This is a genomic window from Anabaena sp. FACHB-83 (assembly GCF_014697485.1).
Classification (GTDB): Bacteria; Cyanobacteriota; Cyanobacteriia; order Cyanobacteriales; family Nostocaceae; genus Nostoc_B.
In genome coordinates, this window is the sequence record NZ_JACJRY010000006.1 from 54,239 (window position 1) to 71,630 (window position 17,392).

Annotated in this window: 7 protein-coding genes; all 7 read left to right on the plus strand. The window is 42.5% G+C overall.

All coding sequences use genetic code 11. The annotated features are described in order from the left end of the window. Positions 1–14 precede the first annotated feature (14 nt). The 7 genes from H6G79_RS09475 to H6G79_RS09505 all read left to right on the plus strand — a co-directional run bounded on the left by H6G79_RS09475 (position 15) and on the right by H6G79_RS09505 (position 17,348). Entirely contained in the window at positions 15–2,474 is a 2,460-nt protein-coding gene (locus H6G79_RS09475; protein ID WP_190592893.1) for an S-layer family protein, read from the plus strand. Positions 2,475–2,566: 92 nt separating this feature from the next. Further along, positions 2,567–5,044, plus strand: a complete 2,478-nt coding sequence (locus H6G79_RS09480) for an S-layer family protein (protein ID WP_190592892.1) — start codon at positions 2,567–2,569, stop codon at positions 5,042–5,044. Positions 5,045–5,094: 50 nt separating this feature from the next. Next, the gene (locus H6G79_RS09485) at positions 5,095–5,712 is read left to right on the plus strand and encodes a Uma2 family endonuclease (protein ID WP_190592891.1); all 618 of its coding nucleotides are present in this window, start codon (positions 5,095–5,097) and stop codon (positions 5,710–5,712) included. A gap of 366 nt (positions 5,713–6,078) precedes the next feature. Further along, positions 6,079–8,583, plus strand: coding sequence for an S-layer family protein (locus H6G79_RS09490; RefSeq protein WP_190592890.1), 2,505 nt, complete (start codon positions 6,079–6,081; stop codon positions 8,581–8,583). Positions 8,584–8,647: 64 nt separating this feature from the next. After that, positions 8,648–11,086 (plus strand): S-layer family protein, encoded by a 2,439-nt coding sequence (locus H6G79_RS09495; RefSeq protein ID WP_190592889.1) that lies wholly within the window; start codon positions 8,648–8,650, stop codon positions 11,084–11,086. A 92-nt stretch (positions 11,087–11,178) separates the two neighbouring features. Continuing rightward, on the plus strand, positions 11,179–13,815 hold the full coding sequence (locus H6G79_RS09500; RefSeq protein WP_190592888.1) for an S-layer family protein: 2,637 nt from the start codon (positions 11,179–11,181) through the stop codon (positions 13,813–13,815). A 65-nt stretch (positions 13,816–13,880) separates the two neighbouring features. Further along, positions 13,881–17,348, plus strand: coding sequence for a filamentous hemagglutinin N-terminal domain-containing protein (locus tag H6G79_RS09505; RefSeq protein WP_191049350.1), 3,468 nt, complete (start codon positions 13,881–13,883; stop codon positions 17,346–17,348). The last annotated feature ends 44 nt before the right edge of the window (positions 17,349–17,392 follow it).

The following is a 17,392-nucleotide window of genomic DNA, read 5'->3' on the forward strand; positions in this document are numbered from 1 at the left end:
CCAGAACTGGATTAATGAAATTAACTTTTGTTGGGTTTGCTGTGTTGAGTGTAATCTGCTTATCTGCTGTTGACAACAATGGTGTTCACGCCCAGGTAATTCAAGATAATACCCTCAATACTTCTGTAACTTCCACTAATTCTATAAATGGAAGTAATCTTTACACCATCACCAACGGCGAGCGTGTCGGTAACAATTTATTTCATAGCTTTAGTCAATTCTCTATCCCTAGAGGTGATTCTGCATCATTTCAAAATGCTACTGATATTCAAAATATTTTTAGTCGGGTGACTGGTGGTAATATTTCCAACATTAATGGTGAAATCCACGCCCAGCATAGTGCCAATTTATTTTTACTCAACCCAGCCGGGATTCTTTTTGGGAAAGATGCCAGCTTAAATATTGGTGGTTCATTTATAGCCACAACTGCCAATAGTATTAAATTTGCCGATGGAATTGAATTTAGTGCTGTTAACCCGACGGCAACACCATTGTTAACGATGAGTGTACCTGTTGGGTTGCAAATGGGACAAATGCCCGCAGATATTACTGTTCAAGGTACAGGATATGCCTTAAATTTTACTAATAGTCAGACTCCTGTAATTCGCGTTCCTAGCCCAACCAAATTACAAGTACAGCCAGGAAAAACCCTGGCACTGGTGGGTGGTAATCTGAGTTTCAATGGAGCTACCTTGAGTGCTGAAAAAGGGCAAATAGAATTAGGTAGTTTGGGCGGTACGGGATTAGTTAGTTTAGTCCCCACTACTCTAGGCTATACATTGAAGTATGAGAATGATCAAAGTTTTGCTGACATTCAACTCATACAGAAATCTCTTTTGGATGTCAGTGGTTTCAATTCCGGTTCTGTTCGAGTTCGGGGTAAAGAGATTCAATTTAGCGATCGCTCACTGATATTAGCCAAAAATTCCGGTAATCTTCCTGGTGGTAATTTGCATCTTCAAGCATCCGCCGGAATTGATCTGAGGGGTGCATTCAGTGGGATTCGGAGTGAAAACTTTGGCACTGGTACTGGCGGGAATATCAGCGTCATTACTCCTCGATTAAGCATTCAGGAGGGAGGAATATTAAGTAATATCACTTATGGAACATCTGCCACTGGCAATATTCAGATCGATGCCACAAAACTAGAGATAACTGGCTTCTCGCCCCTCAATTCAAATGGTAGTTTTATCAACACTAGTACATTAGGTGCTGGTAATGCTGGTAATATCTCTGTCAGTGGCGATAGTTTACTATTATCCAATGGTGGCGGACTATCTTCAGTATCGCGCGGTACTGGTTCCAGTGGTGAGGTGATGATTCGCAACCAGGATACTATTGTGCAGGGCAACAATAATTCCATCCTCAACACCAGAATTAGCTCAACCACCTTCAACATTGGCAATGCTAAAACCTTGACGCTGGATACTGTTAGGCTAAAACTACTGGATGGGGGAGCAATTGCTACAAGTTCGTTTTTTGTTGGTCATGCAGGAGATATTCGGATTAATGCCACAGAATCTATTCAAGTTAGTGGTCGCAATCAGACAAATCCAAGCACCATTGCCTCCTCTAGTATGCGTCTAAACCCAGCATTACAGAAATTATTCGGCATTCCCAATAATAATCTCACTGCTGATGCAGGTACAGTGAGCATTACAACACCCTACCTATCATTAAAGAATGGTGGAACTTTGAGTGTGACCAATCAAGGTAGTGGCAATGGTGGGAGTATCAATATCACTGCCAATACTATCCAATTAAAACATCAAGCGGTAATCGATGCCAAGACAGCATCTGGCAATGGCGGTAATATCAACTTAGAAGTTGGAAATTTGTTACTACTGCGTGAGAGTAGCCAAATTACTGCAACAGCCCAAGGTAATGGAAATGGGGGTAATATTAGTGTTAATGCACCCATCCTGGTGGGATTAGAAAATAGTGATATTATTGCCAATGCCGTACAAGGAAAGGGTGGCAATATTGCTATTACAACTCAAGGAATTATTGGTCTAGAGTTCCGTAATACCCTGGCTCCAAGAGTTGACCTGACCAATGACATTACTGCTAGTTCTGAATTTAACGTCAATGGCACAGTGGAAATTAATAACATTGGTGTTGATCCCAATTCTGGTTTAGTTACATTACCAGCGAATTTTACTGATCCATCTCAGCAAATAGCCAGTAGTTGTTCTGGTAATACTGATAGTAGTTTTGTCGCCACAGGTAGAGGTGGGATACCGCAAAATCCGACGCAGGAAATCAGAAGCGATCGCCCTTGGTCAGACACTCGTGACATCTCTGCATTCCACACCACAAAACCAGCACAAACCCAAATATCAAAATCACCAGAAACACTTGTGCAAGCAACTGGCTGGCGACGTAACGCCCAAGGCAAAATTGAGCTTGTTGCTAATCAATCTCTTACTTCCGGGAAATCATCATTAACTTGTGCTAGTTTTTATAAAAACTAAGTAAAAATCACAATAAAATTACAAAACTACTGAACTAAAAAAAACATCTATTGGGCAGAATAAACACAGAGTCAAAAATTACGGCTAAGTAAATGAAAGTAAGTTTTGCTGGTCTGTGCTTCATTGGTGCAATTTGCTTATCTACCGTTTGCAACAGCAGTGTTGACGCGCAAGTCATACACGATAATACTCTCAATACTTCTGTAAGTGGAAGTAATAGTTACAATATCACCAATGGTACTCGTGTCGGCAATAATTTATTTCATAGCTTTAGTCAATTCTCCCTACCTAAAGGCAGTTCTGCATCATTTGACAATGCTACTGATATTCAAAACATTTTTAGTCGGGTGACTGGTGGTAATATTTCTCACATTGATGGTGAAATCATCACCCAGGGTAATGCCAACTTATTTTTAATCAACCCCGCCGGGATTATCTTTGGACAAAATGCTAAGTTGAATATTGGTGGTTCATTTGTGGGAACGACAGCCAATAGCATTAAATTTGCTGATGGAACAGAATTTAATGCTGTACAAGATGCGGGTACACCTTTGCTGACAATGAGTGTACCCATCGGTTTACAAATGGGGGGAAGTTCAGGAGATATTCGGGTTGAAGGTTCAGGCAATAGTAATAATGTCAAACGTATCGGAATTTCCCTACTTAACATCACAACCCCAACTACAGGGTTACAGGTAAAATCTGGCAATACACTCTCTTTAGTTGGGGGTAACGTCACTCTAGATGGTGGTTTACTGATAGCTGACTCTGGCAAAGTTGAATTAGGGGCATTAAGCAATGGAGAATGGTTACTAGGAGAAAACAATCAACTTGCAACTGTGAGCATGACTCCAACTACAAAATTTGGGGATATTCAACTCCGAGCTGGCTCACTAGTGAATGTGAGTGGTATCAGTGCAGGCTCTGTGCAGTTAAATGGTGCAAACATTACATTGCAAGATGGTTCAGTGATTGCTGGACAGAATTTTGGTCAGCAACCTGGTGGAAAAATTCAAATCATTGGTAGTGAATCTCTCTTAATTACTGGCGCTACGTCTATTCTCCCCAGCCAAATTGCAACTCAAGCTTTGGGCTTGGGTAAAGGTGGTGACATCAATATTTCTGCACCTCAAATCATGCTGCAAAATGGTGGGATTGTCGCTGCCCACACTTTCAGTGCTGCCTCTAGTGGTAAAGTCAGCATTAATGCTCCGCTCTCTGTTCAACTCACAGGGACTTCCCCATTCGACCCCTCTAGCCTGAGTGCATTTGCCACTACAACCTATAGTCAGGGTAACGCTGGTTCACTTACCCTCTCAACCGGCAAACTGACTGTTCGAGGTGGCGCACAAATTACCTCTACAACTTTAGGATCTGGTAATGCGGGTCAAGTAAGTGTGACTGCAACCGACCTAATTGATTTGGCTGGAACGTCTTCTGTATCTAATAGTGCGATCGTCTCAACTTCTTTTGGTGCAGGGGATGGTGGTACCACCATCGTCAATACACCTAAACTCCGACTCAACGATGGTGGTGCTATTATTACTACGGCTTTTTCTAGTGGTGATGCTGGTAAAATCATCATTAATACCGAAGATTCTATTGAGATTACAAATTCTCAACAGCTAGACTTGAGTATTGCTAATGGTAATTTTATTAATACTCAGATCACTTCTAGTGTTACTGCTGCACCAGCTATACTCCGACGAATTTTAGGACTTCCTGAAACAGCAACCGGTAGTGCCGGATCTATATTTATCAACACCTCGACATTAAACATAGATAAAGGTGCTGTCATTTCTGTAGAAAACCGCCAAACAGGCCAAGGGGGACAACTAGAAATCACTGCGGATATTGTGACGTTGAAGAATAGCTCCAGAATTAGTGCCTTAACAACATCAGGGAATGGCGGTAATATCAACCTTGATATTCAGAAAGCTCTATTATTACGTCAGGGTAGTCAAATTTCAACCACAGCAGGAGGCTTGGGAAACGGTGGCAATATCACCATCAATTCTCCAATTATTGTGGGATTAGAAAATAGCGATATTATTGCTAATGCAGTCGGAGGTCGTGGAGGCAATATTAACATCACAACTCAAGGCATTATCGGGCTGGAATATCGCAATACCCTCACCCCTAGAACAGATTTGACCAATGATATTACAGCTAGTTCTGCATTTAGTGTCAATGGCACAGTCAAAATTAATAACGTTGGTGTTGACCCCAATTCGGGTTTAGTGGAATTACCAGGAAACTTTACTGATTCGTCGCAAAAGATTGCTAGTGGTTGTTTTGGGAATACAGAGAGTAGTTTTGTCGCCACAGGACGGGGTGGAATACCGCAAAATCCGACGCAGGAAATCAGGAGCGATCGCACTTGGTCAGACACTCGTGACATCTCTGCATTCTACACCACAAAACCTGCACAAGCACAAACACCAAAATCACCAGAAACACTTGTGCAAGCAACTGGCTGGCGACGTAACGCCCAAGGAAAAATTGAGTTAGTTGCTATTCACAGTGGCTATACACAACCGGATTTAACCTGTGCTGCCGTAGCCAACTAATCACTTTGGTTGCTCAGAATGCTAAAGTCAAAACAAGCGGAGGTTTTGTCATGGCTCAAGTTTTACCCAAACTATTAACCTTTGAACAATTTGTGGCATGGCTGCCGGAAAACACCGGAAAACGTTACGAACTACATGATGGAATAGTCGTAGAAATGCCTCAACCAAGTGGAAAACATGAAAAAGTTACGGGTTTTTTAGCAGGAGAAATCACTGTTGAATATAAACGCTTAAAATTACCATACTTTATCCCTAAGACAGCATTAGTCAAACCACCAAGAAAATCATCTGGTTACTCGCCAGATGTGGTTTTGATTAATGATGCTAATCTTCATAATGAGGAACTATGGGACAAAGAATCGACCGTCATGCACAGTGAATCTATTCCTTTGATTATTGAGGTTGTGAGTACAAACTGGGAAGATGATTACTATACTAAGTTAGGGAACTATGAAGCCATGAAAATTCCCGAATATTGGATTGTCGATTATGCTGCTTTGGGAGCTAAAAAATTTATTGGTAATCCTAAACAACCAACAATTTCTATTTACCATTTAGTTGACGAAGAATATCAAGTTACTCAATTTAGAAATTCCGAACGGATTGTATCTCTCACTTTTCCAAATTTACAACTAACTGCTAATCAGATTTTTCAAGGTACTTTGTAAACTGTCACATATTACCTATCCCCTACTATAGGAATACGGTTTGATTCCTGAATCTAGTTGTGTAAGCAGGGAGTAGGGAATGGGGAGTAGGGAGTAGGAAAGAAGCCTGCTCTGGGTGTGCTGATTTTTTTCCCAAATCAAATATGAGTCCTATATATCTAATGTCCATATCCTCAGTAATCATTCCGTATGTCCGCATTTTAATGTTAAAAATAGTTCTCCTTACACTTCAAAAAAATAGCCATTGTAATACCAAAGTCTTTGCTAGATAGTCATTATCACTGCTGTTAAGAAAAATTAAGTTTAGTTATTAATTATACTGTCACGGGAAGTATATGGTCAGGCAACAAAGTTTAGGTATTGGGTATGAGATTAACCTATGGAAAGACAAGGTACTACCAACAGTGGCTTTTAGCTGCATTCACAACGGCGATCGCAACATCATCTCTATCAACACCAACCTTGGCTCAGGTCATACAAGATAACACAACTAATACCAGTGTCAGCATTAATGGCAATGACTATACTATTACCGATGGCATAAATAAAGGTAATAATTTATTCCACAGTTTTAGTAACTTTTCTGTAGAAACAGGTAAAACCGCCACCTTTGATTTAAAGAATACTCCAGATATTACAACGATATTTAGCCGTGTAACGGGTGGTAATATTTCTCATATTAATGGGATGATTAGCACGCTCAATAGCAGTAACCCCGTCAGTTTATTTTTAATGAATCCCAACGGGATTATCTTTGGGGAGAAAGCTTCGTTAAATATTGGTGGTTCCTTTGTGGCGACGACTGCCAACAGTATCAAATTTGCTGATGGCATAGAATTCAGTGCTGTGAATGCTTCGGGTACTCCTTTGCTGACTATGAGTGTACCAATTGGCTTGCAGATGGGGAAAAACTCAGGGGAGATTAGTGTGCAGAATAGCGGACATCGCTTAACCACTGGCATTTTCAGTCCCGCAGATCGCAGCAATAATTCTATTGGGTTACAAGTGGAGACAGGCAATACACTGATGCTGATCGGTAGCGCAGTTAATTTCTCCGGTGGAATTGTTAGCACTAATGGAGGTGGACATCTAGAAGTAGGGAGTGTGAGCGAAGGTCAAGTCAAACTCAAACCCACTATTACAGGTTGGGAGGGAGATTATTCAGCCGTGGCGCAATTCAACGATATCCACCTGACAAACCAATCACTGCTTGATGCTAGTGGTAGCAATGGCTCGATTCAACTCCAAGGGCGAAATATAAACTTGAGCGATGGCTCTGCTATTTTACTGCAAAACTTAGGCGCACAAATTTCTAGGGGAATTACAGTCAAGGCCACTGAGTCCCTGAATCTCACGGGGAATGTTACCGATGGCAGTATTGGAAGTATTATCCAAAGTGACAATTTAGGAACGGGTCAAATAGGTGATATAACCATCTCTGCCAAACAGCTATCCATCCAAAATGGTGGACAAATCGCTACCAGGATATTTAATCAAGGTTCTGGTGGCAAGATTACAGCCAATATTGCAGACTCAATCGTTTTAGATGGTTTTGCCCCCAGCAATGGTAACAAGTCTAGTTTGGCAACATACACGTTAAGTTCTACCCATGCAGGCAATCTTACAGTCTCATCTGGCAACGTCAAGCTTTTGGATGGAGCTATTTTCTCTGTCACCGCAGGTGCAGGAAAAAGTGGGATAGTGCAAATTAATGCAAAAGACTTAATCGAAATTGTGGGCAACAACTCTATCACACTTTCACCAACTACCATAGGTTCATCAACGGTAGGTTCTGGTAATGCCGATGATACGTTAATCAAAACATCCAGGTTAGTGGTTCGGGATGGGGGATTTTTAGGGTCTACTACCGTGACTACAGGTTCGGCTGGTAATGTTGTAATTAACGCTTCTGAATACGTGAATATTCAGGGTAAGGCTAAAGGTTCAGTACTATCGAGCCGCATCGTTTCTAACGCGGAGATAGCCGATCCCATCACTCAAGCTGTCTATGGATTCCCTCCCTTTCCCAAAGGTGACGCAGGTTCTCTCACTATTAACACACCTTCATTACGGATCGCCGATGGGGCATATACCAGTGTGCGAAACGAAGGACTCGGTAAGGCAGGGGATTTGCAGATTAATGCCAACTCGATTTTTCTAGATAACCAAAGTAGTATCACTGCATCAACCGCCTCTGGAAATGGAGGAAATGTCGGATTAAATTTGCAAGATTATCTGTTAATGCGGCATGGTAGCTTTATTTCTGCTACTGCTGCGATTACAGGGAATGGTGGGAACTTGTCAATTCACTCACCAGTAATTGTGGGCTTGGAAAACAGCGACATCATCGCCAATGCTGTTCAAGGTCGTGGTGGGAATATTAGCATTACAACCCAAGGGATTATTGGTCTAGAATACCGCAATACCCTGACTCCCCGCACAGACCAAACAAATGATATCACTGCTAGTTCCCAGTTTAATGTCAATGGCACAGTGGAAATTAACAACATTGGTGTTGATCCCAATTCTGGTTTAGTAGAATTACCAGCAAATGTCACTGATACATCACAACAAATTGCCAGTGGTTGTTCTAATACAAATGGCAGTAGTTTTGTGGCTACAGGACGAGGCGGGATACCGCAGAATCCGACACAGGAATTGAGAAGCGATCGCACTTGGTCAGACACTCGTGACATCTCTGCATTCCACACCACAAAACCAGCACAAGCACAAATCCCTAAATCCCCAAAAACCCTTGTCCAAGCAACTGGCTGGCGACGTAACGCCCAAGGAAAAATTGAGTTAGTGGCAGTTAAATCTTCTTCGCAGATATCACCAGCCTTAACCTGTACTGCTGTAGCCGAAAATTAATTACCGTTACACAATTTACTGAATTGGGAACTATAGATACGTAGTAAAAACAAAAACTGGATTAATGAAATTAACTTTTGTCTGGTTTGCTGTTCTTGGCGCGATCTGTATCTGTGCTTTTGACAACAGTTATGTTCACGCCCAAGTAACTCCTGACAACACACTCAACACTGATGTGATCGGTAGTAATAATTACAGCATAACTGATGGCACTCGTGTTGGTAACAATTTATTTCATAGCTTCCGCGAATTTTCCCTACCTACAGGTAGTTCAGCATCATTTGATAATGCTACTGATATTCAAAATATTTTTAGTCGGGTGACTGGTGGTAATGTTTCCAACATAGATGGCGCTATCAGTGCTAATGGTAGTGCCAACTTATTCTTACTCAATCCTGCGGGGATTATTTTTGGGAAGAATGCCAGTTTAAGTATTGGTGGTTCATTTGTCGGAACTACAGCCCATAGTATTAAATTTGCTGATGGTAAGGTGTTTAATACCGACATAACTCAATCCCCTGTATTAACCATGAGTGTCCCCATCGGCTTACAGATAGGGCAGAATCCTGGAAAAATTACTGTCCAAAATACCGGACATCGTTTGATAGAAGGAAATACACCACCTCAGATGGGAACAACACCCATTGGTTTGCAGGTTTCTGGTAAAACTCTAGCACTTATAGGAGGAGAGATTGACTTAGATGGTGGCATTGTGAGCGCCCCTTCTGGACATTTAGAACTTGGCAGTGCTGCTGGAACAGTTAATCTCAGTTCATCATCTCTCGGCTGGAATTTTGACTATAGCAATGTGCAGAAGTTCGGAGATATTCGCTTTTCAGATCAAGCTCTTGCTAACACCAGTGGTACATCTGGCGGTTCGATTCAATTACAAGGCAGAAATATTAGTGTGAAGGAAGGTTCTGTAATTCTGCTCACCAACCAAGGAAATCAAGGTTCTGGCGATATTATAGTCAATGCCAGTGAGTCTCTAGAACTTCGAGGAGTTGGTAATTTTGGATTTAGCCAAAGCCTATTGGTGACGAATAGCATCACTGGTGCTGGTGGTAATGTGACGATTACTGCACCAAAATTACTACTTCAAGATGGGGGAAGAATTAACGCTCATACATACGGTTCTGGAAGGGCAGGAAATATTTTCGTAGAGGCAGATTCTATACAACTGATTGGGTTTTCACCTTTAAAACCTGCAACCAATCGGAGTGGGATTATGTCAGAAACTCGTGGAGTGGGAAGGGCTGGTGATATTCAAGTCACAACACGGCAATTGCAAGCCCAAGATGGCGGTTCGATTACAGGTGCTAGTTTCGGTCGTGGCTCAACCGGAAACTTATTTGTCACTGCTTCTGAGTCTATTGATTTGTCTGGTGAAACTCCCATCAGTTTCAGTGCCACTTTGCTGGGAACTGTTAGCTTTAATAGGGGGAATGCAGGGAATGTCACTATCAATACACCCAGGCTAAAAGTATCTCAAGGCGCAGGTATTGGGGCTACTACCCTTGGTCAAGGCAATGCTGGAACTTTACAAATTAATGCTTCAGAGAAGATTCTTGTGAGTGGTGTGAGTGCCGCATCGGGTAAATCAGGTCAGATTGGTGCGAGTGCAACGGTTCTACCTTTAAGCTTTCAAAAAGCTTTCGGACTATCTGCTTTGCCTACAGGTAATTCAGGGGATCTGATTATTAATACACCAATCTTAGAAATTACAGATGGGGGATTGGTGCGAGTCAATCATCAAGGAGTTGGTAATGCCGGAAATCTCTACATTAATGCAGAGATGATCAAGCTAGATAATGCTGGCAAAATTTTGGCTAACACCAATTCAGGAAGAGGCGGAAGCATTAATCTGCAATCTGATGTGTTGCTTTTGCGCCACGGTAGCAAGATTATTGCGACAGCAGGAGGTACAGGTGATGGTGGCAGTATCACAATTAATTCTCCAATCATCGTGGGCTTAGAAGATAGTGATATTATTGCCAATGCAGTTCAAGGTCGGGGTGGCAATATTAACATCACTACTCAAGGAATTATCGGTTTAGCATATCGTCCGCAATTGACCCTAGAAAATGATATTACTGCCAGTTCGCAATTTGGGGTGAATGGTACAGTGGAAATTAACAATGTTGGTGTTGATCCAAATTCTGGTTTAGTTGAACTGCCTGGAAATTTCACTGAGCAATCGCAACAAATTGCTAGTGGTTGTTCTAATACCAATGGTAGTAGTTTTGTCGCTACAGGTAGAGGTGGAATAATGCAAAACCCCACACAGGAAGTTTGGAGCGATCGCACTTGGTCAGACACCCGCAATATATCTGCATTCCACCAGACAAAACCAGCACAAGCCCAAAAACCAAAATCACCAGAAATACTTGTCCAAGCTACATCCTGGCGACGTAATGCCCAAGGAAAAATTGAGTTAATTGCTGATAAATCTTCTGTGAATTTATCACCCTCATTAACTTGTTCTGCTGTTAATAAAAGCTGAAAAAATTTCACTACAAAATTACACGGCCAAGCAAATTACTCACTTCATCTAGGGAAGACTAGACAGCAAGCAGATCATTACAAGTTTGGCTGATGAAACTAAATTTTGTTCACTTAAGCTTAGTTGGCGCAGTCTACATCTTGGCTATGGGTAACAGTCATGCTCAGGCAGAAGTTATACAAGATGGAACTCTTAACACTGATGTGTCTGGCATGAATAACTATACCATTAATGGTGGTACTGTTATTGGCAAGAATTTATTTCATAGCTTTCAACAATTCTCTATTCCTAAAGACGGTTCTGCCACTTTCAACAGTACTTCTGGCATCCAAAACATTTTTAGCCGGGTGACTGGTGGTGATGTTTCCTACATTAACGGTTCTATCAAAACTAATAGCGGTGTGAATCTGTTTTTGCTTAACCCAGCAGGGATTATCTTTGGGGACAAAGCTCAGTTAAAGGTGGGTGGTTCTTTTATTGGCACAACTGCAAATAGTATCAAATTTGCTGATGGCAATGAATTTACCGTCAATCCGATGACCACACCCTTATTGACGATGAATGTACCAATTGGTTTGCAAATGGGCAGCAATTCTGGTGCGATTAACGTTTATCGGGCAAAATTAGCAGTTCCCGCGAAAAATACGTTTGCGCTAGTAGGCAGTAACTTAAATTTTGATCAGAGTACAATTACTGCGAGTGATGGCAGAGTTGAATTAGGTAGCGTTGCGGCAAATAATTTTGTGGGACTGTCGGCAAATACGGCTGGATTTGGCTTAGATTTTAATCGTGTAAATCAGTTCCAAAATATGAACTTGAGGAACGCAGCCAAGGTTGATACCAGTGGAAAACAAGGTGGTGCGATCGCTCTCCAAGGGCAGAAAATTACTTTGTCTGGCTCTTCTACTATTACTTCCCACACTTTAGGCACAGCTTCAGGACAAGGCATTCTCATCAAAGCTTCGGAATCCCTAGAACTAATTGGTCAGCCAGCCCTGGCTAACACGGCAATTGCAGCTTACTCCCAACCAACAGCTAAGGGAAGAGGTGGGGATGTGACCATTGAAACGCCAACTCTCAATGTTTTAAATGGCGCACAAATTAACACCCGTGCCTATGGAATTGGCGATTCAGGCAACATCACAGTTAAAGCTGCAACTGTCAATTTAATCGGGGAAGCAATCTATACACCAACAAAACAGCGATTTAGTGTGAGTACCTTAGCATCTAATACCATGAATAATTCTCAAGGTCGGGGTGGTAATGTCTCCATTAATGCTGCACAAGTCAACATTCGAGATGGGGCTGAATTGCGTGCTACCGCCAGAGGTACTGGTGATGGGGGCAATATTATTGTTACAGCCCAAAACTTAAGTGTGACTGGTGAAACTGCCACAGGTGAACCTGCATTTTTAACCGGGATGAGTACCAGTAACCGTGAATACGCTACTGGCAAGGGTGGAGACATCATTCTCAATGTCGGTAAACTCGAAGTCTTAAATGGCCCTGGTATTCGGACTGGTACTTATGGTGAAGGTGCATCGGGCAATATTATTGTGAATGCTGACGAAGTAACGGTGGCTGGTAGTTCTTCAACGGGAGTCGCCAGCCGATTTTTTGCCTCAACAAATGGTAACTATGATTTCGCTACTGAAAAACTGATTAGTTTAGGTCAGGGAACTGGTGGCAATATTACTTTTAATGTTGGTCAACTCAACTTACTGGATGGAGGTCGAATTTCTACTTCAACTGAAACCTACGGTACAGCCGGAAATATTGCTATTCAAGCCAATTCTGTGAATATTGCAGGTGTCAGTCAAGTGCCGAGTGGGCAACTACTTTACTCGTTGGATGCGACTGGCCCCAGTGGCTTGTATGCTTCTTCCACAGGCCCTGGTGTTGCGGGTTCAGTAAATCTGACCACGAAGAATTTGAGTCTGAGCGATCGCGGCGAAATTGTAGTGAGTGGCAAAGGTACGGGAAATGCTGGTAATATGCTGATCCAAGCTAATTATCTCAAGTTGGATCAAGCAAGCAAACTGCGATCGGAAGCTAAGGCAGGTGAAGGCGGTAATATTAACTTGCAAGTGCGTGATGTTTTATTGATGCGTCATGGTAGTTACATCAGTGCAGAGGCAGGCGGTAATGGGGGTAACATTAAAATTAATGCTCCCAATATTATCGGGTTAGAAAACAGTGACATTATTGCCAATGCAGTCGAGGGCAGGGGTGGTAATATTCACATCACCACTGAGGCAATGATTGGGTTGAAGTATCGTAATCTGCTGAATCCCAGAGAAGTTTTGAGCAATGATATTACCGCTAGTTCTCAATTCAATGTTAATGGCACTGTGCAGATTGATAATGTTGGTGTTGATCCCAATTCTGGTTTAGTAGAATTACCAAATAATTTCACCGATCCATCCCAACAAATTGCTAGTGGTTGTATTGGCAATACTGGTAGTAGTTTTGTGGCTACCGGTAGGGGTGGTGTACCCAAAAATCCCACACAGGATATTACGAGCGATCGCACCTGGTCAGACATCCGCGATATATCTGCATTCCATAAAACACAATCAGTACAAGCCCAAATGCCAAAATCACCAGAAACCCTTGTGCAAGCTACATCTTGGCGACGTAACGCCCAAGGCAAAATTGAGCTTGTTGCAGCTAATACTAATTCACCGATACCATCAGCCTTAACCTGTGCGGCTGTAGCCGAAAATTAACTACTGTTAAAAAGATTATTGTCTGGGGAAAGATAAATATGGAATAGAACACAAGAAATAGATTAATGAAAATAACTATTGCTGGTTTGGGCTTAATTGGTGCAATTTTGACATCTGCTATTTATCATAGTGATGTTCAGGCTCAGGTAACTCCCGATGGGACTCTCAACACCTCTGTGACAGGTAGTAATCATTACAGCATCACTAACGGCAGCCGTGTCGGCAATAATTTATTTCATAGCTTCAGCCAATTCTCAGTTCCCAGCAACGGCTCGGCAGTCTTTCATAATGCCGCAGATATCCAAAATATATTTAGCCGTGTCACAGGCGGTCATGTTTCCTATATTGATGGTTTAATTCAAGCAAATGGTAACGCCAACTTATTTTTACTCAACCCATCCGGGATAATTTTTGGGAAAAATGCCAGCTTAAATATTGGTGGTTCATTTATCGCTACAACAGCCAATAGTATCAAGTTTGCCGATGGCGTAGAATTTAGTGCCACAAATCCCAGTAATACACCATTGTTAACCATGAGTGTACCAATTGGCTTACAAATGGGGCAGAATTCCGCACCGATTCGAGTCGAGAGTCATCTCACCGCCGGACAAGATTTAACACTAGAAGCGGGTAGCCTAGACTTACAGGGAGAATTGGTAGCAGGGAGAGACTTAACCCTCAAAGCCCAAGATACAGTACAAATTAGGGATACTCTTACAACTCCATTTCTTGCCCAAGCAGGCAGAAACTTAACAATTCAAGGAAATCAAAACATTGATATCCTGGCATTGAATCATCCAGTAGCAGCACTTCAGAGTGGGGGTAATCTGAGTTTGGTAAGCAACGGGAATATTTCTGGGGATGCACATTTCCTGAGTGGTGGCAATATCTCATTTCAGACTTTAGCAGGGATTCCAGGGAAGTTTGTGAGTTTGTTTGACCCGATAATTTATGCCAATGGGGATGTGGTGTTTGGTGACTACACAGGAGTAGCATTGAAGGTGGAAGCCACAGGGAGCATTGAGGGGGGTAATATTGTGATTACCGGCCCTGATGTGAGCGTTCCCAGCACTGACCCGGATTATCTGATACTCACAACTGAGCCGGCGGCGATTTTGCGGGCAGGGGTGGCATCAGTACCGACATCGAATTTGCCACAATTAGGCTTCACGACGGGGACAGTGGCAGGTTTGCCACCGGGAAGTATTAGGGTAAGCAGTATCACCACAAGGAGTTTTATGACAGACGACAATGGTGGTTCAATTAACTTAACTGCCTCTGGGGATATTGTCGCCCAAGGTTTTGAGTCCGGGTCTTTGGGTTTTTTTGAGAATGGTGGGAATGGCGGAGATATCAAGCTTTTGGCTAATGGCAATATCTCGATTCGCTATCTAAACTCATCGTCTTCCTCATTCCTTAGAAGTGGGAATGGTGGCGATATTACCGTGATTACCACTAACGGCAATCTTTCTGTCAGTGGCTCTATAGCTTCATACGTATCCAGCTTCGATGGGTCTCCAAGTGCTGGAGATATTACTCTTTCTGCAACTAACGGCAATCTTTCTGTCAATGGCGAAATATACGCATTCGCCGATAGCGAGTTTGGTCAAAATAACAATGGCGGTAATATCACCTTAACTGCAATCAATGGTAACCTCTCTATCAAAGGCGAAGAAGATTTGATATCTTTGATATCTTCCTCCAAATCAAGTGGTGGCAACGGCGGGAATATCACCCTAACTGCGATCAATGGCAACATCTTAAATGAGAGCAACTTAGTATCATTCTCCTACTCATACACAGGGAATAGCGGCCAGGGTGGTAATATTGCCCTAACTGCACAAAATGGAGATATTTTGAGCAACGGCAGTAGCTTGTATAGTTTTAGTGTTGCGCCCCAAGGAACTGCAAAAAATGGTGGTTCTGTAACATTAGATGCTCAAAACCGGATATCTGGACTGAATATATTAACAACATCTTCTTCTGCTGAGGCGGGGGCGGTGTCGATTTTGGGACGGGGAGATTTGGAGGTCACTGATCTGACAATCCAAACGAGTAAACCAATGACCATTGAGGCAGGATTCTCACTTGTAACAATAGTTCCATCTAATGAGACAGGGAGATCAGGCGATGTCAGCATTAGTAGTGCGGGGAACCTTACCCTAACTAACACCCTAATTGAAAGCGATACCAAAGGTAGGGACTCCGCCGGTAATGTCACCCTTACCAGTCCTGGTTTAACAACATTGAATAACAGCCAAATTTTCAGCACTACAAACAGTACTGGACAAGCTGGAGATGTCAATGTCACCACAAAGCGCCTCTCCTTCCTCAATGGTAGTTCTGTTAACTCTTCAACCTCTGCCAGTGGCAATGCGGGAGATATTATATTTAATGTGCCTAACACCATAGAACTTGATAATAGTACAATCTCAGCTAATACCAGTGGTAGTGGCAAGGGTGGAGAAATTGCCCTGAATACAGGTACTTTACAACTCAACAATCAAAGTATCATCTCTAGCAACACCACAGGTATTGGTAATGCTGGTGCAATTGATGTCAAAGCTAACGCGATCGCACTTAATCAAAGCACAATTAGTAGTCAATCTTCGGGTAGTGGTGACAGTGGTACGGTGAAATTTACCACTGGAACTTTAGATTTAATTGACAATGCTACTGTTTCCACCGCCTCCTCCCAATCAGGAAAAGCAGGTAACTTAAACATTACCGCCAGCGATCGCATTAACTTGCAAACTGGCGCACAAATTACCAGTCGCAGCACCGGAACAGGTAATGGTGGGACGGTGGAGATTACCGGGCGATCGCTTATTCTTAAGGAAAATGCTCAAATCAGCACCTCTACTGTTGCTAGTGATGGTGGTAACTTAGTGTTAAATCTGTCTGATTTTTTGCTGATGCGCGATCGCAGTCTCCTGAATGCTGAAGCAGGCGATACAGGCGACGGTGGTAACATTAGTATCAATGCGCCGTTTGTCATCGCCACTGGTAATAGTGATATTATTGCTAACGCTGTGCGTGGTCGTGGTGGGAATATTAACATTACGACTAACAGCATTCTCGGTTTAGAATACCGTAACCAACTAACTGCCGACAATGATATTACAGCCAGTTCTGAGTTTGGTGTGAATGGGACTGTGCAGATCACCGCACCCAACGTCAATCCCAATTCTGGTTTAAATCAACTACCCGCAAATGTGAATGATCCATCGCAGCAAATTGCTGATGGTTGTTCTACTAATAGTGGAAGTAGTTTTGTCGCCACAGGTAGGGGTGGAATACCGCAAAATCCCACGCAACAGATTTGGGGCGATCGCACTTGGTCTGATGTCCGCGATATCTCTGCATTCCACACCACAAAACCAGCACAAGCCCAAACACCAAAATCACCACAGCCTCTTGTCCAAGCTACCTCTTGGCGACGTAATGCCCAAGGCAAAATTGAATTAATTGCCGCTAAATCTTCCTCGCAGATACAACGTGCCTTAACCTGTGCTGCTGTACCTCAAACTTAATTAAAGTTACAAAATTGACTGGATTGGGAACTATAAACACATAA

Bases quoted from the DNA above. Each gene is read 5' to 3' on its own strand.
- H6G79_RS09475 (WP_190592893.1), top strand. From the start codon at position 15: ATGAAATTAACTTTTGTTGGGTTTGCTGTGTTGAGTGTAATCTGCTTA.
- H6G79_RS09480 (WP_190592892.1), top strand. From the start codon at position 2,567: ATGAAAGTAAGTTTTGCTGGTCTGTGCTTCATTGGTGCAATTTGCTTA.
- H6G79_RS09485 (WP_190592891.1), top strand. From the start codon at position 5,095: ATGGCTCAAGTTTTACCCAAACTATTAACCTTTGAACAATTTGTGGCA.
- H6G79_RS09490 (WP_190592890.1), top strand. From the start codon at position 6,079: ATGAGATTAACCTATGGAAAGACAAGGTACTACCAACAGTGGCTTTTA.
- H6G79_RS09495 (WP_190592889.1), top strand. From the start codon at position 8,648: ATGAAATTAACTTTTGTCTGGTTTGCTGTTCTTGGCGCGATCTGTATC.
- H6G79_RS09500 (WP_190592888.1), top strand. From the start codon at position 11,179: ATGAAACTAAATTTTGTTCACTTAAGCTTAGTTGGCGCAGTCTACATC.
- H6G79_RS09505 (WP_191049350.1), top strand. From the start codon at position 13,881: ATGAAAATAACTATTGCTGGTTTGGGCTTAATTGGTGCAATTTTGACA.